The sequence below is a fragment of the Acidimicrobiia bacterium genome, assembly GCA_029210695.1.
Taxonomy (GTDB): domain Bacteria; phylum Actinomycetota; class Acidimicrobiia; order Spongiisociales; family JAHEDJ01; genus JAHEDJ01.
On sequence record JARGFH010000019.1, the window covers coordinates 1 to 22,053 of the forward strand.

The following is a 22,053-nucleotide window of genomic DNA, read 5'->3' on the forward strand; positions in this document are numbered from 1 at the left end:
ATCAGTGGTGGACCCGACCAGGAGGGGGTCAAAATTCGAGCGGTGATAAAGGGTCAGTATTCACCCGGTGGCGACAGCGGCTTCGGTTGGTCTTGTGGTTGAGACCTTTGAGAGGCAGTCGTGACGGTTCATGAGTCGTGGTGGCCGTAGACCTCGAGATGGGTCTCGTCGCCAGCCGATACCCTGATGGAGCTGCGGTGCCGATTGGCATGTGCCATGGCGGCTAGATCACTTCCAGTCGGGTGTGGAGCGGGATCGAAAGGGTCTTATTCCTCTGGTCGGGTTGCGTGGATCGGACTATCGATGCTGTTGCCGAGCTCTCTACAGCCATTGGGGGTGGTGGATGACCGACTCCGGGGCGCACATGTCGGGAAGCACGGTCGCCGATGCGGGCACGAGGTGGGAGCCGGGTCCGTCCCTTCCCCGGCTGGAGGCTCGGGGCGATGAGTCGCCCGGGCATACCGAGGCGTTCGACGCTTGTGTGGAGGACATTCGCAGGCGGTTGGCCTCGGACATTCCCTTCCTCGTTCCTCGTCTGGAGGATCAGATTCGGCGGCGGCTGGGAGTGGCACCGCTGAGTGCACGAGCAGCAGTGCTCTTCGGTTCGCTGGGTCGTTCTCAGGCTGGCTCTGGTGCTGCTGGTCACCGCGCTGGCCGGACAGTGGGCCGGGATTCCCTGGGGCCGGTGGGCGGTGATCCTCGTGTTCTACGGTCTGAACGACGCCACGCAACCGCTGAGGATGCCGCCCCTCGATGTCCAGCTGGGGCCGTGGCAAACGCGGACAATGGAGGACTGGTTGGCGCTGCTGCCGACCATGGTGCGGGAGTCCGATGTGCGAGAGCTGGCCGACTTCACTCGCCGCTGGCATCGGTTGCCTTGGGTGGCGGTGCCGGGCGTGGCGGTGGCCGCCATCATGCTGGTGGCCTGCGCGCTGTTCACCCCCACCGCCATCGGTGAGCTGCCGGCGGGCAGCATCGTCCTGCTGGCCTTGCTGCTCTTCGACTTCGGGGTGAACTTCAACCCGATCGACTGGGCGGTCATGACCCGTGAAGCCAGATATGAGCATCACCTCTTCTTGTCCAGCCCGGTCGACTCGCCCGAAGTCCAGAAGGCAGTGCGGACGACGAATCTTTTTGGGTTCGCCTCCGGAATATGGATCACCATCCATCTGGTGCTGGCGGTGGTCCTGGTGTCGTGGGAGTCGCCGCTGGTGCTTCCCCTGGCGGTGGGGTTCGTCGTGTTCGGCTACCTCACCGCCATTGGTTCGACCCTCGGTTTCCGGGCCGGTATCGAGAAGATCGTCCGGCGGGCCCGCGACCAGCGCCTAGCGGTGCTGCGGCGTCGCATCAATGCGTTCGAGCCACGGTTCGGGGAACTATCTCCCGAGGAGTCCGAGCAGCTCCGGGGTCTCATCGATCTCCACAACGTGATCCGGGACGCCCCCACCACCCCCACCGCCACCCACACCCTCCTGCACGCCGCAGTTGGACTGACCGTCCCCACCATCATGTTCGTGATAGCCGTGTTCGGCGAGGTTTACGCCGAACGCATCCTCGACGCCCTCCTCCCCTAACGGCCACCGGCCGCTCAACCGTCCATCTGATCGAGGTCGCACAGGGCTTGACGGGCAGCATCCCCGATCGCCCCTCCCTGGTCGGTCAGGGACTGGAGCCCTCGACGGGCGCGGGCGGACCCGATGCTCGTCAACACATCCACCAGTTGAGGTGATCCCGTGCCGCCGGTCAGAGCGTTCGTGACTGGATCAACCGATCGGTCGCCCGCCCGGACCAGCAGCATGCCGGCCAGCATCTGGTTGTTCTCGTCGGTTGAGCCGGCCGCTTCGATGAGGACCGTTCCGGCCCGGGAGGCGCCGGTGAGCCGCCACACCGCTCCGGCGGTGAGCACCCTGGCCGAGGCAGCGAGACCCATCAGCCTGTCCTCACCGGTTGGCCAGCTTGGCGGGTAGATCGTGCATGTCCCAGTAGCCGGGATCGTGGGTGTGCCCGTGGTCAAACCACCCGTGTTTGTAGCTCTTGACCTTGGCCCGGTGGGCGGCCGGCGGGTTGAATGTCTGCCCTCCCCGGTCGGCAACTATCACGAGATCGAACCTCACTCGCACGTCGATCACAAGGCGAGCGTTGCTGAAGTTCGGGATCCATCCCTGGTGAACCGGCCAGCTCAGCAGGACGAGACGATCGAGCCGCAGCCCGTCACGCGTCGCCAGGTTGCCCACGGTCCCTCCGTGGCTGTGGGCGATGAAATCCGGTGTGTCCAGTTGCTGATCGACGGTCCAGGCTCGCAGTTGATCAGCGGCCAGTTGCCGTCCGGTCTCCGAATAGAGACCCGACCATCGGAAGCTCGGATCGTGGAGGTGCAGAGGCGGTGCAAGGCCATCGAGATACTCGTAGAAGTCACCGCCGGGTCGCCACCAGCGACTCCGTGAGGCGAACGTTCCGTGGGATAGCAGCGCGGTATTCGACTTCTCCAGTCGTCCCGTGAGCTTCGCCGGCCGTCCGACGACGTTCTTCAGCGCCTCATGCGTGTGATCGATCCGGCCGAGCGCGACTCGTGCGATGTCCCTGGTGAGAGGATCACGGGCGCCGGCGCCTTCGGACAGGCAGTGCATCACGTCGGGGCGCGGGCGGTCGTATCGAGGGCGGCGACTGCCGCAGCCGTCCGGACCAACTGATGCCGGCTGTGCATGCTGGCCTCGACGAGTGAGGCGGCGCGGATCGGGTCGGGACGATCGATCAGCTGACGGGCGAGGGCGGCTCCTTCCGCAGCCGGGACTTTCAAGTTCTGCTGCTCGGTGTAACCCGCGGTATCGACGTCGAGGTAGGTCGGGGCTCGTTCGACAGAGATCTTCCGCTTCCGTTCCAGCTTGGCGAGTTCAGGGAGCACCATCTCCTTCTGGTGAGGGAGGCGATCGGCGTACCCGGCTACACCCGAACCGGCGGCCAATACGAAGGCCGCTTGAGAAAGCTGGGCCGAGCGGCTTCGTTCCTCGAACGCCTCCGGTCCCGGTATTGGTATCGCTTCTCGATAGGCGGCCATGCGGTTCCCCTCTCTCGACTGGCTGGTCTGTGGCTAGCCGTCTGGCTCCAAGGTAACGCACCGCGCCGCTTCTGTTCCTCCCCCGGGTCGATGCCGGACCCTGGGGCGCTCCGTGAGCGATGTGCTCATGCCATTCCGTAGACCTGGTGCGGGGTCAATACCTCCGGGAAGCGGTGCAAGAGCGAGCGCCGCGTCTCGAAACAGAGGTGGCACTCATCGACGTACTCATCATCCGGATCAAACCCGTACGAAAGTGCCAGCGCGGCCGGCCCGCCTTCGACGAGCGGGCCACAAATCGGATGGTCGGCGGCTCGGTAGTGCTCCATGATTTTGCGGACCGGCGCCTTCCACACGTTGCCGATCGAAATCCCCTGACACAGCTGTACGTGCCCGTAGGGATCGACGTGGATCCGGGTGGGAGTCTCTAGTTCTTCGAATGGGCACTCCTTCATGGTGTCCCACGCCCGGCCGGGCAAACCCGGGGCGAGGCGGTCGACTGCCCTACCTCTGAACATGACGGACCCACCCGCCACAGGTTCGCCTTTCGCCTGTCCGACGACTCCGAACCCGTTGGGAGGATCGATGGAGATCGAGCCGGTTGGAATCCCGAGATGCTTTGCGACCCTCATTGTGCGTTTGGCCGGGTTGTCGGTCTCCTCACCGTGGTGGAATACGTCGTCACTGACGCTGAGATCGGCGATGCCGAGCCCGGCGAGCGGACGCAGCCAGAGTTCGGCGTCTGCCTCCGTCGCCGCGAAGAAGCCACTGGTCACGATTCCGACTTCGAATCCGCGCTCCCGCGCGGAGCGCACACCCTCGACCAGGAGCGGGTAGAACAGGAATGACTCGCCTCCCTCGAAGTAGATCCAGTCGATTGTGGGGACATCCTGTGCCTGGTCGAGCAACTGGTTGAGCCGACCTACGCTGAAGGTTCCCTCGGCGTAGGGACTCGAGTACACAAAACAGTGGTCGCACTCGAATGGGCATGTGTAGGTGAGCAGGATGTGGAGCTGGGCAAGCATCGTGTCCTCTCTACCGGTACCACCGAACATAGCGGAGCGGCGCACGCGGCGACCCAAAATTCGTTTTCGCGCGGGATTCCCACCCTATGGGGTGGGATCGCCGCGCGAAAACGGGTCGGTTGCTTTGTCGAGGTTGCCGAGGATCATGGGGGATTCGTCGAGGAAACTCGTTAGAGCAATGACGAGTGCCGTCAGGGCGATGAACACCACCATCGAGCCGGTCATCGAGTCGGTCGTTTCGGCCTTGAAGGCGTCCATGCCGAGGATGAACAGGACTCCCGAGACCTGCCCGGCCATCACAATGATGCCCTGGGAAGTGGATTCCGGCGCCGGATAGCTGATCTCCGCGCTGTACTGAAACCCCAGCGGATAGGCGCTCATCAGGAAGAACCCGAACACGAAACTCGACAGAAGCAGCAGCGGATAACCGGAGGCGAAAGTCAAACCGATCAGTCCGGGAGCCATACCGGCCACCGCCAGAAGCAGGAACGGTTTGCGCCGGCGTCGACGATCAGACAACACCGGCAGGATCCCGGCGCCGAAGATACCTCCGACCACCATCAAGGCGCCGATCATCCCGGCCTCCCCCGGCCCGAATCCGCGAGGGGCGACGATCTGCTCGATCCACGTGCTGATCGCGTTGAACATCCCCAATCCGACGAAGAACAGCAGCAGCAGGATCAGCATGTCTTTCTGCCGGAAGATGTGTCGCAGCCCCTCGAACACCCTGGTCCGTTCATTGTCGTCGGTGAGGCTCGGTGGCGTCGGCGGCCGCTCCCGAATCAACACCAGGGCCACAACCGCTCCGACCACCGAGAGAACTCCGTAGATCATCAGCATCCCGATCATCCCCTGGCCGCTCACCAGGTACGGCGTAGCCGCCATCGCCACGATGATCCCGACGAATTGGGCTAGAGAGGGGATAGCCGCGGCAGTCGCTCGCTCCTCGAGGGGAAACCAATGGGCCGCCACTTTGGTGATTGCGTTCATCACGAATGGCTGCCCGACGGCCAATCCGATCTGGCTGATCAGGACGGGCGTGTAGGCGTCGGCGAACATGCCGCGCGTCAGGGCGAACACGCCGGTCAAAAGAGCACCGATCCCGATACCGACCCGGATCCCGTAGGTGTCGATGATGTAGGAGGCCGGGATTGAAACGACGATGAACACCACCATGAACACGAGCGACAAAAGACCGATCTCCAGTTCGCTCACTCCGTAGAACAAAGCTGCGTCCCCGGTCACCGGCGCGAACGTGATCCAGTTCATTTGGACGAGAGCGTTGAGAAGGGAAAAGCCGCCCAGTACGACCCAGCGGTATTCGTACAGCCGAAGGGTGGTCGTCTCTGCCATCACTCCCTCGCGATCGGGTGATCGTCACGGTAGTAAGAAGCCCGGACGGAGGGGATAGGGATCGAGGAGTTTGCCGTCGTCCGGAGAGAACTGGCGAGCGTCAGTTAGACCGTCGAGCGGATTACTTCTTCGCTTTGGGGGGCAGGCTTGCCGTGTGATCGAGTGCCTTCTCTACCCATTGCGCCGTGGGTTGTGGCTCCGCCCGCCAGGAAGGTGGAAGTGCCACGTACTCCTTCATAGGACGTTCCTCTGGCCCGAATGGACCGGCCCCATCAAACGCCAGTAATTCGTCTCGGTCGTTTTCAGGGAGTCGGACACCCACAGCCGGGCCGAACAAGCCCATGAACATATTGCCGTTCACAAAAGCGGCAACATTCCCGAACGTCGGCTTGATCTCGACGGCGCGGTGATCCGGAACGATCGACCGCAAGTACACCTTGTCCTCTTCGGTTGGCTTGGGCATCTTCATATCTGTCCTCCTCGGGCTTCGACGGCGCCGGACCTCCGCCGGACTCGGTCGTCAGCATGGTCAGGATGAGGGCTGCGGCGCTAGAAAGAACCATACGGATGTGAGCGCAGTCCGGCCGCAGGAGCGGGCCACCGGGAACGGTGCGTTTACTCAGCTGAGAGGGCCATTCGCCTCTGGACTATCCCGTCAAGGTTCGAGAGACTCGCGGTGAGGCGCCGCACTTCGGCGCCTGCGAATTGGAGGGTTCAACATGGTGACAATTAAGGAAGCGGCCGCCGACTTCCTGGCTCAGAAGCGAGTGGCGGTAGCCGGCGTATCCCGGAATCCGCAGGGACACGGAAGCAACATCGTCTATCAACGACTCCGGGACCGCGGTTACGACGTGTTCGCGGTGAACCCCAACGCAGATGAGATCGAAGGGGACCGGTGTTACCACGATCTCGGCTCGATCCCGGGTGGAGTCGATGCGGTTGTGATCGGAACGAGTCAAGACAACGCGGCTGCCGTCATGCGCGACGTCGTGGCGGTGGGCGTGAAGCGAGTATGGATGCACCGCTCATTTGGACCGGGCAGCGTTTCCGAGGAGGCGACCCGCCTCGGCCGCGAAAACGGCGTGGTCGTCATCGATGGCGGTTGTCCGCTGATGTTCGACCCGACTGCCGACTTCGGTCACAAGTGCATGCGGCCGGTCATGTCGTTGATGGGGGCGGTCCCGAAACAGGTCTCCTAGTCACAGCCGTTCAATCGTCGTTGTCGTCACCTTGTGAGTCGGCACCGCCGGTCTTGTCCGTCTTGTCGGACTTCTCTCCATCGGCCCGGGCCTGATCGGGGACGGGCTTGTCGATCTTCTCCGGTTTGTCGGTGTGCTTCTCATCGGCGGGGTCGAGTGCGTCGCTGTCGTCGAGTGACTCTAAGTCGTCGGCGGAATCGAACTCCTCGTGGTCGTCCGATTGCTCTGCGCCGGACTCGTCGTCATCGTCGAGACCGAACTGGGACGGGCGCGGGTGGGGGCCACAGACATCCGTCGGATTCAGCCCCTCTTCGTGGTAGCCCTTTGCATAGTCCGAAACACAATCGGCCCACTCCTGGGCGGCCGCGGCGAGTTCACGGGCGCTCACAGCCTGGCTCTGCGCAGACGAAACCAGCGCGATCATCTCGTCGAAGGTGAGGTCGGTCGAAGGAGCGTCGATCTGATCGCCGGGTGCGTCGATCTGGACGCCGGCCACGGTCGATTCCGTTTCTCCTGCGAACGGGTTGGGAGCCGGGACCACGGATGCGGAGGCGAAGCCACCGACCGCCGCCAATGCCACAGACCCCATCATCAATTTGATGACGAGGCCGGATGAGAAAATGCCAATGACGGCCGTTCTGCGGCGTCGGGGTGGGGGGATCGTGATCGGGCCATTCCCGAAGGTACGGCGGACACCGCATCGACCACAAACCAGCGCCCCGCGCTGGTAGGCGACGGCCTGCCCGTTGCAGAACTCGCAACGCTCGGTTGTGATTGTTTTCATGTGCCCGCTCCTTACCCTTCTCATCGTCAACCACCGAGAGTGGTTGAGAGCCAAAGGCCCTGGTGACGAAAGGACTAGTCAGCCCCGGGAGGGGCGGAAGCCACCCGGGGCGCTCGTCGCGGCTGGGTCAACCGCTCAGGAATCACGCAGGGCATCAACCCGGATTGCTGAGAGGACCGCCGGCCCGATCCGTTCCCTCTCGTTTGGCAAGGCCCCCAGGAAGGCGGTACCCGAACCTTGACGAGGGCTGGCTCCGCCCAGGCTGGTCAGCCGTTTCGCTCGCTGAGAATCGTGTCGAGCGCTTCGACCACGATATCGGCATGGGATTCGTCGAACACCAGGGGAGGACGGATCTTCAGGACGTTCTGATGCAGCCCGGTCCGACCGATGAGCACGTGTCGACGACGCATCTGGTTGACCAGCCATTCGGCGGTGTCCGGATCAGGCTGATCACCTGAGACGAGTTCGACGCCGACGAAAAGGCCGGCACCCCGGACGTCGCCAATCGACGGATGACGGATTGCCAGCGTACGGAGTTCGCCTCGCAGGTATTCGCCCACGCGCTCGGCGTGCGCCGGGAGATGCTCCGCCTCCATCACGTCCAGCACCGCCATGCCGGCCGCCGCGGACACCGAGTTGCCTGCGAAGGTCGAGAAGAAGTACCCGCGCTCCGTGAATGCTTCTGCGATCTCGGTCGACGTGACGACCGCTGCAACAGGATGTCCATTACCCATCGGTTTGCCCAGGGTGACTATGTCGGGAACCACGCCCTGCTGGGCAAAGCCCCACATGCGCTCACCGACCCGGCCGAAGCCCCCCTGGACTTCGTCGGCAATGAACAACCCGCCGGATCGGTGGATGTGGCCTGCCGCGGCTTCGAAATACCCGGAGGGAGCGTCGTAGATCCCGTCGCTGGCGAAGATCGTGTCACAGATGAAGGCGGCCGGTTGGTGCCCGGCCTCGCCGAGAGCCTCGACGGCACCGGGCACGAATCCGGCGTAGTAAGACCCGACTTCTGCGTCGCGACCACGGCGGGTGTCGGGTGCCGGAACCGTCGCAACCCAGGACTTGAGACCGTCGTGTCCCAATTCCTCCGGCGAGGTGGCCATGGTGAGGTAGGTCGAGCCGTGATAGGCGTAGCGAGTGATGACGAAGCCCTGATTGCCGGTCACGGTTCGGGCGATCCGCCAGGCAAGGTCGTTCGCTTCGCTTCCTGAGTTGACGAAGAGGACGACTTCGAGCCGGTCCGGAAGGAGTCCAACCAGCCGGTCGGCGTATTCGACCACGTCGTCGACGAGGTAGCGCGTATTCGTGTTCAGCACGCCCGCCTGGCGGGCGATGGCGGCCGTCACGGTCGGATTGCTATGCCCGACATGCGGCACGTTGTTGTACGCGTCCAGGAACCGATCTCCTGCGGCGTCGAATATCCATACGCCCTCCGCCGACGCTGCGTGGACGGGTTCTGCATATGACAGTCGAAGGCCCGGGCCGAATCTTCTCTCCCGATGCGCGATCAGCTCGCGTTCGGGCAGGCTTGACGGTGCCGATCGCCGACGGCACCGCCTCCGGATCTTCTCAACGAGCTCATCAGGGTCGACGTCGGAGAGGCGTTCCAACGCAAGCCAGGTGCTGTCGGAGTAGGCGAGGATGTACTCGGTGTTATCCTCGTGATGCCCGACACGCCACGCACCGATCACCAGCGACTGCAGCAGTCTGCCTACCACCAGATCCGGGAGAACTTCCAGATCTCCGGATTCGAGTGGGATCAGCTCGTGATACGCAGCCGCCATTTCTGCGATTACGTCGGTCGGGTCTTCGTCACCGAGGATCTGGTAGGCGATGGCGACCGCCAGGTCGATAACCAGAGGACCGTGGACCATGTCGCCGAAGTCGATGATGCCTGCGATGCGGTCGGGGTCCTCGGGGTCGACGAGGAGGTTGTCCGGGTTGAAGTCGTTGTGGATGATCTGTGCTCGCAGGTGAGGTAGGCGCGGGGCAACCAGATCGTCGAACCGGTTGAGCCAGTGCTCGATGAGGGGTTGCTGGGCGGGTTCGACGTGGTGGAGCTTCGGGCGGAGCGCGGCGAGATGGGCCAGATCCCAGAGGAGCACTCGCCCGGCAGCCGGATGGAAGAACCCGCGTAGTGCCAGCTCGAGGCGGGCCAGTGTGGTGGCAACGCTGTGACGAAGCGAGGCCGATGAGACACCCTGTTCAAGCGTGGCCCCCGGGAGGTAGCTCACCATCCGCACCGGCAGATTTGCTTTCCCCGCCACGTAGGTACCCAGGGTTTGATCATCGAGAGTCCGGCGCGGCCGGGGTACCGGCAGGTCCGGATCCATTGAAGCGATGTGTTCGAGAGCCGCCGCTTCCATGAACAGCACTTGGGAGCCCTCAGCCGGGTTGGCGAACTTGAGGACGTGGGCCCCGTCCGGGCCCATGATCAGGAAATTGCGATCACGCTCGCTGTCCAACGGACGGACGTCTCCGTCCACGCCGAACATACGGGATGCCACGTCTGTGGCCTCCGCGGTGGTGACTTCTGGGACCGGTTGCTCGAGCAGTTCGTCTGCCGGATGGGACATACGCAGACGATACCGTGCTCCACCCATACCGTGGATCAGCTGCGTAGGTTCACTGCCGCTACGGCCGCGTTGACGATCTGATCGGGTAGTAATCCGAAGGACTCGTAGAGTTCGTCGATCGTCCCGGATTCGCCGAACCTGTCGACTCCAATCGGCATGACCCGTTGCCCGAAAACGGAGCCGATCCATGACATGGCGTGACTCGATGCATCATGGATGGTGACGATCGGTAGGCGCCGCTCATTCTCCGGAATCAGGTTCTCCAGGTGAATCGTCGCGCTCGCAGGTTGCATTGACCGGACCGCACTTGCCAGGTGGCGACGCCACTCATGAAACAGGCGGTCCAGGCTGGTGAGGTCGAGAACCGTGGCGATGATGCCTTCCTCCTCGAGCAGGTCGGCAGCGGCGAGGACCTCGGGCATGGTCGGCCCGCTGCCCGCCAGGACGACTCCGGCCGACCCGCCGGCGGACGGCTCCCGGAGCCGGTAGCCGCCGGCCAGCACGGCGGCGCGCAGATGTTCGGGGCCGTACCGGTCGACGGCCTCCTCAAACGGGGTCTGGTCGATCGGCCGGGTCGACAGACGGAGGTACAGGCTGGTGCCGTCGGGGTCTGCCAGACTCGAGATGCCGGCAGAGAGCTGCCAGTCGAGTGCCCGACCGTAGGTTGGTTCACAGTAGGTGATGCCGGGCAACTCCAGGCCTACGGAAGGAGTGATGCTCGACTGATGAGCGCCTCCTTCCGGGGCGAGGCTGACTCCCGATGGAGTGCCGGCGACGATGAACCGGCTGTCGTTGTACAGCGAATACACCAGACCGTCGAGCCCGCGCAATACGAACGGGTCGTAGACGGTGCCGATCGGAATCAGCATCTCGCCGTGATGGTCGTGAGCAAGACCGAGTTGACCGAGCAGCAGGAAGAGATTCATCTCGGAGATACCGAGTTCGATGTGGTGGCCCGATGGCCCCGGCTGCCAGCGGAGTAGCCGGCCGTCGCCGAAGTAGTCGGTGCGCTCGGTCGGAGAGAAGACGCCCATTTTGTTGATCCACCCGCCGAGGTTGGTGGACGTCGCCACGTCGGGTGAGACGGTGACGATCCGGCCGGCGACCGCCGGATCATTCCCGAGTGCGACCAGCGCCCTGCCGAATTGCTCCTGGGTCGACGTTGGTCGACTTCCACTGTGCGATGAGATCTCGGAAGCAATCGGGACCACCGGTCTCGGAGGCGAGGGACGGTTGTTGATCTCGCCACCGACCGCGGCACACAACATGCCCTCCGGTGAGTCTGCGGGAAGACGGTCCCACTCCGTGTCCGGCGTCAGGCCGGCCGCATTGCGAAAGCGGTCTATTTGCGCGGGGGAGAGCAGCGCCGAGTGATTGAGCGGATCACCGGCAATCGGAAGTCCCCATCCTTTCACGGTGTAGGCGAAAACAACGCTGGGCCGGTCGGTTTCGGCATCGCAGGTGCGATACGACCGGATGAGGGTGTTGAGGTCGTGGCCGCCGAGGTCGCCGATGAGCGTGGCGAGGTCCTGGTCGGCGACGTCGTCCAGGAACGTCTTCAGCTCAGCAGGGGCACTCGCCAGAAACCTCGATCGCAGGTCGGCGCCTTCGAACGCGAACAGGCTCTGGTACTCCTCATTCGACATGTCATCGATGTGCCGGCGGAGGCTTTCGCCGCCGGGCCTGGCAAAGGCGGCCTCGAGTCTGTTCCCGTACTTCGCCTCCACGACATGCCAGCCGGCGTCGCCGAAGAGCCGCTGGAGTCGGCCGGACTGGATGCCGGGGACGACCCGGTCGAGGCTCTGCCGGTTCAAGTCGATGATCAGCGTCACGTTGCCCAGGCCCTGCAGTGCGGGTTCCGAGATGGCCTCCCAGACGTTGCCCTCATCGAGTTCGGCGTCTCCCACGGTGGCGATGAACCTTGCAGGCGGGCGCGACCCGAAGTGGTGGTCGACGTAGCGGCGGGCGGCCGCAGAAAAGAGAGGAGCGACGGCCCCGAGCCCAACGGAGCCGGTCGAGAAATCCGCAACGTCCGGGTCTTTGGTCCGGGAAGGATACGCCTGGAGGCCGCCCAGGCGGCGGAGCCGGGTCAGGTAGGAGCGGTCGAGTTCGCCGGTCAAGTACTTGATGGCGTGGTAGACCGGCGAGGCATGCGGCTTGACGGCGACCTTGTCATCGCCTCCGATGTGGGCAAACCAGAGCGCGGTCATTATCGAAACCATCGAGGCCGACGACGCCTGGTGACCGCCCGTTTTGATGCCGCCTGCATCAGTTCGATTGGCATGGTCGACCATTCGGACGGCGAGCCAGAGAACTCGCTGTTCGATGGTTCTCAGCACGGCAAGATCGGGAGGGTGGCTCAGTCGGTCGGTGGCTGCCATCGTGGGCGCATTCTCGCGTTTCACGGGTCCGACTGCTGGATGGTCCCACTTCGGTAGGACCTAATCAGATCCGGGGGAGGCGGCGAACGGCCACGAAACGGCTTGCCAGGCCCGCGGTCGAGGTGATCGGATCAGACCCCGGCAGGCCAATCCGAGATTTCCGTTCAGTTCGGCTCGCCGGTTGCCGATATCTGAACTCGTGGATTCAAAGCGCAACACCGTGGCCCGATGGGGGATCTACGGTTTCCTGTTCGGAGCTCTCTTTCCTGCGATCGGGTGGACCGCGGCTACGCGGACCGGGGCGCAGACTCTTGCAGACGCTCACGCCGCACAACCCGTTCTGTGGATCGTGGATCTCGCTCCCTTCGTACTCGCCATGGCCGGGTTCCTCATCGGAATCCAGCAAGCCAAGCTGGCGGCGGCCCTCAAAGCAACAGATCAAAAGGTGCACGACCGAACCCGGGAGTTGCGCGTCGCCAATGATCGACTCCAACACCTCATCCAGTCGAAGGACCAGTTCCTGGCAACGGTGAGCCACGAACTGCGTACGCCGCTGACCGTCGTCTGTGGATTTGCGCAGGAATTGCTCGACGACGAGGTGCGGATTTCCGGACTCGAAGCTAAGGAACTGATCGGCGTTATCGCCGACCAGAGCCATGAACTCAGCAACATCATCGAGGACCTCCTCGTGGCTGCTCGCGCCGACATCGGAGCGGTGTCCATTTCCAAGGTGGAAGTCGATGTCGCCGCCGAGGCGGAGATGGTCGTATCGGGTTGTGTCTGCACGAAGGACGAGCGCGCTTCCATCCGTCTGGACCTCGAGCCCGCCGTGGCGGAGATCGACCCCACCCGGCTACGCCAGATCGTCCGGAATCTATTGACGAATGCCATCCGTTACGGGGGGCCCGTGCGGTCGGTCGAGACCCGGACCAGCGATGGGGTCGTGACCATCCGCGTTCGTGACAACGGGCGAGGGATCCCGGTTGAGGATCGCGAGCGAGTATTCGAGCCGTATCAGAGCACCGGAGCCGAACGCGGGGTGTCCGGTTCGGTTGGGCTCGGCCTCACGGTGTCACGCAAGCTCGCCACACTGATGGGCGGCGACCTGTCCTACACATACGATGACGGAATCAGCACGTTCGTGTTGTCGTTCCCCGCACTGGAGTCGGGTCAGATCTCGGTGATCGAAGGAAACGAAGAGCCGTCCATCCAGTCCCGGAGTGCCTTCGTCGCTCGCACATCGTCCTCGTTGTAGGCGAGAACCCGCTCCCGCGCGGCGGCGTCGCCGGCCACTGCCTGCTGGTACCAGACCATGGAGTTCCCGCCTCCCGGCTGTGCGTCCCTCCAGGCGAATCCGGCGAGGGCGGCCACCGTCTTCAAGCCTCCACTTTCGCCGGTAATGAGTTGCGACTCGAACTCCTTTCGCATATCGACCCAGCGCCCTGATTGGATGAAGGCTTCGACGGATTCGGCCGTTGCGGTGTCGTCGCCGGCGATGCCTCTCCGCATGTGGCGCTCCTCCGCCTGGCTCGAGTAGCAGTAGACGGCAACAGTTCCTCCGGCCGACTCGGTGGATTCGATCAACGTGGTGATCCAACTCCAGAAACGGTGGAACACTTCCTGCCGGGCGGTGCCATCGGAATCCATCGGATCCCACCGAACAAATGGGTGGTAGATGGTCCCCGACCTATCGGTAACGAGCGCCCCCCAGAGGTAGGCCTGCTCATCGATGGTGTTCTCCATGTCTATGTCGATTTCGACATCGGCGCGTGGCACGCTGACCCGGTCGATGTCGCGCTTTCGGTAGGCCGTCTCGGTGCCTATTCGGGCCCGGGCCATCTCGATGTGAGCCGGCAAGGTTCGTAGCGACGAACCTGCGCGGGCCGTTGCGACCTCCACCGTATGTGCGTCGAGCCGAGCGGCATCTCCGGCCGTGGTGAATCCGGCTTCGGAGAGCACCCTGATCTGTTTGGCCCGTCGCCTGCCGATCACGTCGGCCACCGGCGTGGCAGGCTCTGCGACGGCGGCTCCCTCGAGGTAGGTGGCGACGTCGACGCCCTGACGGATCAGGTCGGCCGTCTGCCAGTCGAGTTGGGCCAGTTGCTCGGTAGTTGTGATTCCGCCGAGATGAAGGTCGCGCCACTGTGGCCATCCGATGCGAGGGAGAAGGCTGACATCGTCGGAATCCTCGAGAACCGGCCGGCATACCTCCCACCATTCGCAGGTGCCGCAGTCGGTGATCTTGACAGGCACCACCAACGGCTCGATCGTGGCGTCGATGCCGCGTTTCTGCGCGATGGCGATGATGTCGAGTCGGAAGTCGAACTCGAAGTCGTACCGTTCGAGAGTGGTGCGAATCCGACCGCCCGATCGCCACATCGGTTCGTGGAAGTCGTACCAGACCACCACAAGCTCTTTGCCGATGATGCCACCGGCCGGACGCGGCGAAGCGTGGGCGCAAGCTTCGAGCATCCGGTGGTAGTGGGCGAGTTGTAGTGCGTCTCCTTCGTGTGGGCGGATTGTGGAGCCGGCCGGATTGGCGGCCGATGCGAGGGCCGGGGAAGACAGCGGGCTCGTCCGGGCTCCAGCGGCCCGGTCTTCGGCTGCGAGCGTCAGGTGATGCTTCACGTCGATCGGGTGGTAGGTCCACCGACCGTCGACGGCTTCGTCGCGTACCAGCAAATCCGGTTCACCGACCCGCCGGCCGGCGGCGTCCGCTGGCAGCCTCCCGCCCACAATGAGCATGACCCCACCGTCCATCGCGGCTTTGGTTCTTGCCTCGCGGTCGGCCCTGGAGGAGTCCCTATCGACGATCGTCGCCTCCGGGTGGAGTTTGCTCAGTTCGGCGAAGATCTGTACTTCGAACTCGATACCGCGGTCCATTCGCAACTGCACGTCATCAGGCCGCTCGATGAGTACGACGTCGATGGTCGGGTCGTTGGCGAGGTGGGCGACCACGGGGCATTGCTTGGCGATGTACCCGCCCTGAGGTGGGACGGTGCTGATGTCATGGCGGGTCGGCACGATCTCGAGCATAGGGCGGGAGGTAGCCTGGATCCCGTGTCTACTGCGCGAGATCCACGCTACGACGTCTTGTTCGAACCGGTCGCCATCGGACCTGTCACGGCACGCAACCGATTCTTCCAGGTGCCGCACTGCAACGGTATGGGATATCGAGACCCGAATGCCCTGGCGGCCATGCGGGGCGTCAAGGCAGAAGGAGGATGGGCGGTCGTCTCGACCGAGGAAGTAGAGATCCATCCCTCGTCTGAGACGACCCCCTATGTCGAGGGCCGGATCTGGGACGACGCCGACCTCCCTGCTCACTCGCTGGTCGTGTCGAAGATCCACGCGCACGGATCGCTGGCCGCTATCGAACTGGTTCACAACGGGATGTCTGCTCCCAACTTCTACACGAGGGTCCCGCCGATGGGACCCGATCACTTGCCTCTATCCGGCAGCCACTTTGAACCGGTGCAGGCACGGCGAATGACCAGGGACGACATCAATGAGTTGCGTGGCTGGCATCGAGCGGCCGTGCGGCGGTCTGTGCAGGCCGGCTACGACATCGTCTACGTCTATGCCGGGCACAGTCTGAGCACCCTGCAGTTCTTTCTCTCGCCTCGCTACAACCACCGGACCGACGAGTACGGCGGGTCGCTCGAAAACCGGGTCCGGCTACTGCGGGAGGTCCTCGAGGACACACTCGAAGAGGTGGATGGCCGGGCCGGCGTGGCCTGCCGGATCGCCGTTGATGAACTGCTCGGCACCGAAGGCATAGATCGAGACGACATCGAGGGCGTCCTCGGACTAGTGGGGGAACTGCCCGATGTGTGGGACTTCATGGTTGGCACCTGGCCGGACGACTCGGTGACGTCGCGCTTCGGGCCGGAGGCCGGGCAGGAGGAGTATGTGCTGGGGTTGCGGCAACTCACCACCAAGCCGGTAGTAGGGGTGGGCCGATTCACTTCACCTGACACGATGGTGCGCATGATTCGCCAGGGCGTGCTGGACTTCGTCGGGGCCGCCCGTCCCTCAATCGCCGACCCGTTCCTGCCGAACAAGATCGCCGAAGGGCGTCTCGACGAGATCAGGGAATGCATCGGCTGCAACATCTGTGTGACCGGCGATTGGACCATGGCGCCTATTCGCTGCACTCAGAACCCGGCGATGGGAGAAGAGTGGCGCCGCGGCTGGCATCCCGAGACCTTTCGGAAGACCCCCGAACCGGAGCGGGTCCTCGTGGTTGGGGCAGGTCCGGCCGGTCTGGAAGCGGCCATGGCAGCGGGCAAGCGGGGCTATGAAGTCGTTCTCGTTGAAGCCGGCCGTCAACTCGGCGGCCGGGTTGCCCGTGAAGCAAGTCTCCCGGGTCTGGCTACCTGGAGGCGGGTCGTGGACTACCGGCAAGGACAGATCGACCGGCTTCCGAACGTCGAGTACTACTTCGAGAGCCCGATGACGACAGATGAGATCCTCGACTACGGCTTCCGCCACGTTGCGGTAGCGACTGGTTCGACCTGGCGACGGGATGGGGTCGGGCATCGGCACACCAGCCCGATGGTGATCGACCCATCAATGGAGATACTGACTCCAGATGACGTCCTGTCCGGGTCTCGCCCACTCGGGCGGCGGATCGTGCTTTTCGACGACGAGCACTACTACATGGGCGGTGTGCTGGCGGAATTGCTGAGAGGCGAAGGCTTCGAAGTGACCCTGATAGCCCAAACCGCCGAAATCTCTGATTTCACCCGTAACACCATGGAGCAGCACCGGATCCAGCGGCTTCTGCTGGAAATGGGTTGCCACCTTCTGACTCGTCGGACGGTCGAGCGAGTCGAGGAGGGGGCGGTCTCGACCAGGTGCGTGTTCACCGGCCGTGAATCGGTCGTGGAGTGTGATGCGGTGCTTCTGGTGACCGCCCGGCTGCCAAACGAGCAACTGGCGATCAAATGTGAAGACCGCAAACAGGAGTGGGAGCAGGCGGGACTCCACACGGTACGTGCTATCGGCGACGCGCTGGCGCCGGGAACGATCGCGGCGGCGGTGTGGGACGGCCGGCGATTCGCGCAGGAACTCGACGGCGCCGATGAGGGCGCCCTGTATCGCCGCAATGTGCCCGGCCTCGTGGTCTGAGGCGGCTCCAGACCCACCGGAGTCAACGGCTTTCGGTAGCGTGAGGGGAGCCTCCGCCGCGGAGCCGCTATGAGGATTCATTCGTACAACCATGTCGCGGACTACGACCGGGTCGGCCGGTTCCTGGTCGACATCTATCGGCCCGAAGTGTTGCGCGCCTGGCTGCAGCCGCGCTGGGAATACATGCATTTTCATCCGATGTCGGAGGGATTGCCGTTCGATCGATGCGGGTTGGCTGAGGAGGGGGGCCGCGTCATCGGATTCATCCATTTCGAAGACAACCCTGCGTTCAATTACCTACAGATTCGACCCGGACATGAATCTGTGGCATCTGAGTTGCTCGATTGGGCCGACGTTCACCTCGGTGGAGAATCCAGATCGTTCGGACGAGAGGTGCTCGGGGTCTTTGTCGACGACTCCGACCCGGGCTTGGAGGAACTCGTGGTCCGGCGCGGGTTTGAGTGCTCTGATCGGATATCCGAGGAGCATGCACGGTTGGAGATCGGGGTGCCGCTTCCGGAGGCCCCGTTGCCCGACGGGTTCCGGCTGCAGTCTCTCGAAGACGACAACGATCTCCACAAGATCAACCGTGTCCTGTGGCGCGGGTTCAATCATGAGGGGCCGCCTGAGAAGGAGGCGGTGGCCGGGCGGGAGCTGGCGCAGCGGGCACCCAGCTTTCGCAAAGATCTCACCATCGTCGTCTCGGCCCCCAACGGTGACTACGCGACTTTCGCCGGGATGTGGCTGGTGGCTGCCAACCGGGTGGCCTACGTGGAACCTGTGGCAACGGATCCGACCTACCGCCGTCTCGGGCTCGGTCGGGCGGCCGTGGTTGAATCGATTAGGCGGGCGGCTGAGGATGGCGCCGAGGTCGTGTGGGTCGGGTCGGGCCTGCATTTCTACCAGTCGATGGGATTCGCGATTCGGGCAAGGTCGAGGTTGTGGGTCAAATCGCTGGATTGAGCACGCCCATTGGGATGCTGAGCCGTTCGGCCAACAGAATCCTGGTTGCGGCGAGAGCCGGGACGACCAGCTCGCTAGTGTCGCAGCATGTCTGTCGGATCGTTCGTCCTCGCTATCGATCTCGGGACCTCAGGCCCGAAAGTGGGGCTCGTTTCGACGTCGGGGGAGGTGGTGGAGTGGGGCTTCGAGCCGGTGCCCGTCGTCTTGCCTCCTGACGGTGGCGCCGAGCAGGATCCCGAGGCCTGGTGGCAGGCGGTGGCGGCCACAACCAGGCGGGTGATAGAGCGCGGGTCCGTCGACGTTGCCGGCATCGTGGCCGTTGGCGTCACCGCCCAGTGGTCCGGGACGGTCCCGGTGGCCGGATCCCGCCACCTGAGCAATGCCCTCATCTGGATGGACTCCCGTGGCGCTTCCGAGATGCCCGCCCTCAACGGTGGACCCGTGGCGATCTCCGGGTATGCCGTCTCCAAGCTGATCCGGTGGATTCGGCGGACGGGCGGTGCTCCGGGGCATTCCGGAAAGGATCCGATCGCCCACATCCTGTATCTGAAACACCATCGTCCGGAGTTGTACGCCGAAGCGACGATGTTCCTCGAACCGAAGGACTACCTGAATCTGCGGCTGACCGGTATGGCGGCAGCCGGTTACGACTCGATCACCTTGCACTGGGTCACCGACAACCGGGACCTCGATCGGGTCCACTACGACCCTGACCTCGTCAAGCTCTCCGGCATCGATCCTGCCAAGTTGCCGCCGCTCCGACCTCCCGACGACGTGCTCGCCCCGCTCTCAGATGAGGCAGCCGGTGAACTGGGCCTGCCCGCCGGAATCCCGGTTGTGATGGGCACGCCGGACACCATGTCGGCCGCCATCGGCGCCGGGGCAGTACGCGACTTCCAGGGTCATCTGTATCTCGGAACCTCATCTTGGATCAGCTGTCACGTGCCGTTCAAGAAGACCGACCTGTTCCATGGAATCGGGGCACTTCCTTCCGCCATTCCAGGCCGTTACTTCGCAGCCAACGAGCAGGAGAGTGCCGGAGCTTGTCTCACCTATCTGGTGGAGAATCTCGGCCTGCACGGCGATGGCGGTGCCGGCAACGTATACCAGGGCCTCGACCGGGCGGCCGAGCGGGTCCCGGCCGGCAACAGCGGCGTGATCTTCACTCCGTGGCTGAACGGGGAGCGAAGCCCGGTCGATGATCACCATCTGCGGGCGGGTTTCTTCAACCAATCGCTCGACACGACCAGAGACGACCTGATCCGGGCCGTCTTCGAGGGTGTTGCCTTCAATTCGCGCTGGCTGTTCGGATACGTCGAGAAGTTCGCAGGCCGCCCGATGGACGAGTTGCGGGCGGTCGGCGGTGGCGCCAATTCGGCAGTGTGGTGTCAGATCCACGCGGATGTGCTGGGCCGCCCGGTCCTCCAGGTGAAGGAGCCGATCCTCGCCGGGCTACGCGGGGTTGCCTTCCTCGCAGCTGCCGCGCTCGGCCGTATGGACTACAACGAGATACCAGAGCTCGTCGAGATCGCCGCCACCTACGAACCCGACCCGGGGAACCGGCAGGTCTACGACCGTCTTTACCGTGAGTATCTCAAGTTGCACAAAGCCAACCGCAAGATCTATGCCCGGCTCAACGGGTAGGCGAGGAAGTCATGGACATCGAGACACTGCTGGCGGGACCGCTGAGACGAGTCAACCCTCGACTGGCCGGGTGGGCGTACTCGGGCCTGCGTCGAATACCACCGGTTCGGCGTCGCCTCGAAGCGGAATTCGATGGCCTGGTCGCCGGCATGGAAGAGGCCGTCAAGCCGTACCGGAAGGATCTGCCCTCCTATCACCGGATGCCGGATCAAGGGGTCGATCGCGCTGAGATTCTGACGCAGATGGCGGACCTGGCGGGGCGAGAGGAGTCTCGCTGGAAGGATGGCTTTGCCTCCGGCGCCGTGTACAACGGGCAACCCGATCACATCGAATTCCTCAGCAAGGTGACTGCCCTCCATTCGCAGGCAAATCCTCTCCATGCGGACCTGTGGCCCTCTGCGACCAAGTTCGAAGCCGAGATCGTGGCGATGACGGCGTCGATGCTGAGTGCCGGCCGGGAAGATGATGAGATCGTCGGGACGGTCACATCCGGCGGAACGGAGTCGATTCTTCTCGCCATGAAGACCTATCGCGACAGGGGGATCGAACGGGGTATCAAGCACCCGGAGATCATGGCCCCGGTGACCGCCCACGTCGCCTTCGACAAGGCCGCCCACTACTTCGGGATGAAGATGGTGCGCATCCCGGTCGATGGAGCCTTTCGCGCAGACGTGAGCGCGGCAGCAGGGATCATCAACCGCAACACCGTCGTAGTGGTGGGTTCGGCGCCCGCCTTCCCGCACGGCACCATCGACCCGATCGAGGAGTTGTCGTCTCTGGCCGCCGAGCGAAAAGTTGGATTCCACACCGATGCTTGTCTGGGTGGGTTCGTGCTGCCGTGGGCCGAGCGGCTCGGATACCCGGTACCCGCCTTCGACTTCCGGCTACCCGGGGTGACGTCGATGTCGGCAGACACTCACAAGTACGGATACGCAGCCAAGGGCACGTCGGTCGTGCTGTATCGCGGACGGGACTTGCGCCACCACCAGTATTTCACCGCCTCCGACTGGCCGGGCGGGCTGTACTTCTCTCCGACGCTGGCCGGGAGCCGCCCGGGGGCGTTGAGTGCGGCCGCCTGGGCGGCAATGGTGTCTATCGGGGAGCAGGGCTACCTCGATGCCACTGCTCGGATCCTCGAGGCGGCCGCCGTCATCCGATCCGGCATCGAAGACTTACCGGAACTCGAGGTGCTCGGCGACCCGCTGTTCGTGATTGCATTCGGATCGGAAGTGCTCGACATCTACCAGGTGCTGCAGCGGATGAGCGAACGGGGCTGGAACCTCACGGGATTGCACCGACCACCGGCGCTGCACCTGGCGGTCACATTGCGCCACACCGCGAGCGGGGTCGCTCAACGATTTCTGGATGATCTGGCTGCGGCCGTCGAAGAGGTCAAAGCTCATCCCGGTGAGGCAGGTGGGGTCGCCCCGGTGTACGGGATGGCCGCCACGGTGCCGGTCCGGGTAGTGGTCGATGAACTCCTCGAGCGCTACGTCGATCTCCTCTACGAGGTGTGAGCGGCGCCCGGCGGCCTACTCCGGTGGAGGCCCGTCTCGATCGCGACGCCGGCCCGCCGGCGCCCCGGCGGCTATGAGGTGGCGGGCCGCTTCGGTCACGAAGGCGACCAGCAACCCGACTCCGATCAGCACATAGGCCATGGTGAAGATCTTCCCGGCCGGCGTCTGCGGGGCCAGGTCGCCGTACCCCACCGTCGTCAGCGTTATGACCGTGAAGTAGAAGCTGTCGACCCACGAGAAGTCTTCGATGCGGTGGTAGAACGTGGCGCCTCCGGCCACGAGCCCACCCACGAGGAGCACCAGGCCCCGGTTGTTCGGGTCGGCCGCCATACGCCGGGCGGCCCGAAAGAGAGTGCGGAGAACGGCTACAAGTCCAAACATGCGCGGAGGGTACCCGCTTGCGGCCTTCGTCTCGAGCAT

18 protein-coding genes are annotated in these 22,053 nt (G+C 64.0%); 7 read left to right on the top strand and 11 right to left on the bottom strand.

All coding sequences use genetic code 11. The features are described from left to right. Positions 1-578: 578 nt before the first annotated feature. Complete coding sequence (locus P1T08_07855; GenBank protein MDF1595994.1) at positions 579-1,574, top strand: hypothetical protein; 996 nt, start codon at positions 579-581, stop codon at positions 1,572-1,574. A 14-nt stretch (positions 1,575-1,588) separates the two neighbouring features. On the opposite strand, the gene P1T08_07860 is transcribed toward P1T08_07855, so the two are convergent. The 6 genes from P1T08_07860 to P1T08_07885 all read right to left on the bottom strand — a co-directional run bounded on the left by P1T08_07860 (position 1,589) and on the right by P1T08_07885 (position 5,899). Continuing rightward, on the bottom strand, positions 1,589-1,930 hold the full coding sequence (locus P1T08_07860; GenBank protein ID MDF1595995.1) for a hypothetical protein: 342 nt from the start codon (positions 1,928-1,930) through the stop codon (positions 1,589-1,591). A 10-nt stretch (positions 1,931-1,940) separates the two neighbouring features. Further along, entirely contained in the window at positions 1,941-2,627 is a 687-nt protein-coding gene (locus P1T08_07865; protein ID MDF1595996.1) for a hypothetical protein, read from the bottom strand. Beyond that, positions 2,627-3,055, bottom strand: a complete 429-nt coding sequence (locus tag P1T08_07870) for a hypothetical protein (GenBank protein ID MDF1595997.1) — start codon at positions 3,053-3,055, stop codon at positions 2,627-2,629. The genes P1T08_07865 and P1T08_07870 overlap by 1 nt, the downstream gene beginning before the upstream one ends. Before the next feature lie 125 nt (positions 3,056-3,180). Further along, a complete protein-coding gene (locus tag P1T08_07875; GenBank protein MDF1595998.1) occupies positions 3,181-4,077 on the bottom strand; it encodes a hypothetical protein in 897 nt (298 codons plus the stop codon). Between the two features lie 84 nt (positions 4,078-4,161). Continuing rightward, positions 4,162-5,430 (bottom strand): MFS transporter, encoded by a 1,269-nt coding sequence (locus P1T08_07880; protein MDF1595999.1) that lies wholly within the window; start codon positions 5,428-5,430, stop codon positions 4,162-4,164. Positions 5,431-5,551: 121 nt separating this feature from the next. Next, positions 5,552-5,899 (bottom strand): TfoX/Sxy family protein, encoded by a 348-nt coding sequence (locus P1T08_07885; GenBank protein ID MDF1596000.1) that lies wholly within the window; start codon positions 5,897-5,899, stop codon positions 5,552-5,554. Positions 5,900-6,149: 250 nt separating this feature from the next. Here P1T08_07885 and P1T08_07890 point away from each other — a divergent pair, with 250 nt between their 5' ends. Next, complete coding sequence (locus P1T08_07890; protein MDF1596001.1) at positions 6,150-6,629, top strand: CoA-binding protein; 480 nt, start codon at positions 6,150-6,152, stop codon at positions 6,627-6,629. A 10-nt stretch (positions 6,630-6,639) separates the two neighbouring features. Here the strand turns inward: P1T08_07890 and P1T08_07895 are convergent, their stop codons facing one another. The 3 genes from P1T08_07895 to P1T08_07905 all read right to left on the bottom strand — a co-directional run bounded on the left by P1T08_07895 (position 6,640) and on the right by P1T08_07905 (position 12,376). Beyond that, the gene (locus P1T08_07895) at positions 6,640-7,413 is read right to left on the bottom strand and encodes a hypothetical protein (protein ID MDF1596002.1); all 774 of its coding nucleotides are present in this window, start codon (positions 7,411-7,413) and stop codon (positions 6,640-6,642) included. 266 nt (positions 7,414-7,679) lie between these two features. Further along, complete coding sequence (locus tag P1T08_07900; protein ID MDF1596003.1) at positions 7,680-9,995, bottom strand: aminotransferase class III-fold pyridoxal phosphate-dependent enzyme; 2,316 nt, start codon at positions 9,993-9,995, stop codon at positions 7,680-7,682. Positions 9,996-10,030: 35 nt separating this feature from the next. Then, entirely contained in the window at positions 10,031-12,376 is a 2,346-nt protein-coding gene (locus P1T08_07905; GenBank protein ID MDF1596004.1) for a 1-deoxy-D-xylulose-5-phosphate synthase N-terminal domain-containing protein, read from the bottom strand. 181 nt (positions 12,377-12,557) lie between these two features. On the opposite strand from P1T08_07905, the gene P1T08_07910 reads away from it, so the two are divergent. Continuing rightward, positions 12,558-13,631 (top strand): HAMP domain-containing sensor histidine kinase, encoded by a 1,074-nt coding sequence (locus P1T08_07910; protein MDF1596005.1) that lies wholly within the window; start codon positions 12,558-12,560, stop codon positions 13,629-13,631. Here P1T08_07910 and P1T08_07915 read toward each other — a convergent pair. Beyond that, the gene (locus tag P1T08_07915; GenBank protein MDF1596006.1) at positions 13,547-15,412 is read right to left on the bottom strand and encodes a TM0106 family RecB-like putative nuclease; all 1,866 of its coding nucleotides are present in this window, start codon (positions 15,410-15,412) and stop codon (positions 13,547-13,549) included. The genes P1T08_07910 and P1T08_07915 overlap by 85 nt on opposite strands. Between P1T08_07915 and P1T08_07920 the strand changes: the two genes are divergently transcribed. The 4 genes from P1T08_07920 (at position 15,386) to P1T08_07935 (ending at position 21,633) form a co-directional block, all read left to right on the top strand. After that, entirely contained in the window at positions 15,386-17,509 is a 2,124-nt protein-coding gene (locus tag P1T08_07920; protein ID MDF1596007.1) for an FAD-dependent oxidoreductase, read from the top strand. The genes P1T08_07915 and P1T08_07920 overlap by 27 nt on opposite strands. A 69-nt stretch (positions 17,510-17,578) precedes the next feature. Beyond that, a complete protein-coding gene (locus P1T08_07925) occupies positions 17,579-18,472 on the top strand; it encodes a GNAT family N-acetyltransferase (GenBank protein MDF1596008.1) in 894 nt (297 codons plus the stop codon). Between the two features lie 87 nt (positions 18,473-18,559). Then, positions 18,560-20,116 (top strand): FGGY-family carbohydrate kinase, encoded by a 1,557-nt coding sequence (locus tag P1T08_07930; protein ID MDF1596009.1) that lies wholly within the window; start codon positions 18,560-18,562, stop codon positions 20,114-20,116. An 11-nt stretch (positions 20,117-20,127) separates the two neighbouring features. Then, positions 20,128-21,633: an aminotransferase class V-fold PLP-dependent enzyme gene (locus tag P1T08_07935; GenBank protein ID MDF1596010.1), complete on the top strand. Its 1,506-nt coding sequence runs from the start codon at positions 20,128-20,130 to the stop codon at positions 21,631-21,633. A 15-nt stretch (positions 21,634-21,648) separates the two neighbouring features. On the opposite strand, the gene P1T08_07940 is transcribed toward P1T08_07935, so the two are convergent. Beyond that, a complete protein-coding gene (locus P1T08_07940; protein ID MDF1596011.1) occupies positions 21,649-22,014 on the bottom strand; it encodes a potassium channel family protein in 366 nt (121 codons plus the stop codon). Positions 22,015-22,053 lie beyond the last annotated feature (39 nt).

Excerpts from the sequence above, each read along its gene's own strand:
- P1T08_07940 (MDF1596011.1), bottom strand. The coding sequence starts at position 22,014 with ATGTTTGGACTTGTAGCCGTTCTCCGCACTCTCTTTCGGGCCGCCCGG.
- P1T08_07920 (MDF1596007.1), top strand. The coding sequence starts at position 15,386 with ATGGCGGGTCGGCACGATCTCGAGCATAGGGCGGGAGGTAGCCTGGAT.
- P1T08_07885 (MDF1596000.1), bottom strand. The coding sequence starts at position 5,899 with ATGAAGATGCCCAAGCCAACCGAAGAGGACAAGGTGTACTTGCGGTCG.
- P1T08_07905 (MDF1596004.1), bottom strand. The coding sequence starts at position 12,376 with ATGGCAGCCACCGACCGACTGAGCCACCCTCCCGATCTTGCCGTGCTG.
- P1T08_07860 (MDF1595995.1), bottom strand. The coding sequence starts at position 1,930 with ATGGGTCTCGCTGCCTCGGCCAGGGTGCTCACCGCCGGAGCGGTGTGG.
- P1T08_07880 (MDF1595999.1), bottom strand. The coding sequence starts at position 5,430 with ATGGCAGAGACGACCACCCTTCGGCTGTACGAATACCGCTGGGTCGTA.
- P1T08_07890 (MDF1596001.1), top strand. The coding sequence starts at position 6,150 with ATGGTGACAATTAAGGAAGCGGCCGCCGACTTCCTGGCTCAGAAGCGA.
- P1T08_07865 (MDF1595996.1), bottom strand. The coding sequence starts at position 2,627 with ATGCACTGCCTGTCCGAAGGCGCCGGCGCCCGTGATCCTCTCACCAGG.
- P1T08_07875 (MDF1595998.1), bottom strand. The coding sequence starts at position 4,077 with ATGCTTGCCCAGCTCCACATCCTGCTCACCTACACATGCCCATTCGAG.
- P1T08_07895 (MDF1596002.1), bottom strand. The coding sequence starts at position 7,413 with ATGAAAACAATCACAACCGAGCGTTGCGAGTTCTGCAACGGGCAGGCC.
- P1T08_07900 (MDF1596003.1), bottom strand. The coding sequence starts at position 9,995 with ATGTCCCATCCGGCAGACGAACTGCTCGAGCAACCGGTCCCAGAAGTC.
- P1T08_07925 (MDF1596008.1), top strand. The coding sequence starts at position 17,579 with ATGAGGATTCATTCGTACAACCATGTCGCGGACTACGACCGGGTCGGC.
- P1T08_07870 (MDF1595997.1), bottom strand. The coding sequence starts at position 3,055 with ATGGCCGCCTATCGAGAAGCGATACCAATACCGGGACCGGAGGCGTTC.
- P1T08_07915 (MDF1596006.1), bottom strand. The coding sequence starts at position 15,412 with ATGCTCGAGATCGTGCCGACCCGCCATGACATCAGCACCGTCCCACCT.
- P1T08_07935 (MDF1596010.1), top strand. The coding sequence starts at position 20,128 with ATGGACATCGAGACACTGCTGGCGGGACCGCTGAGACGAGTCAACCCT.
- P1T08_07930 (MDF1596009.1), top strand. The coding sequence starts at position 18,560 with ATGTCTGTCGGATCGTTCGTCCTCGCTATCGATCTCGGGACCTCAGGC.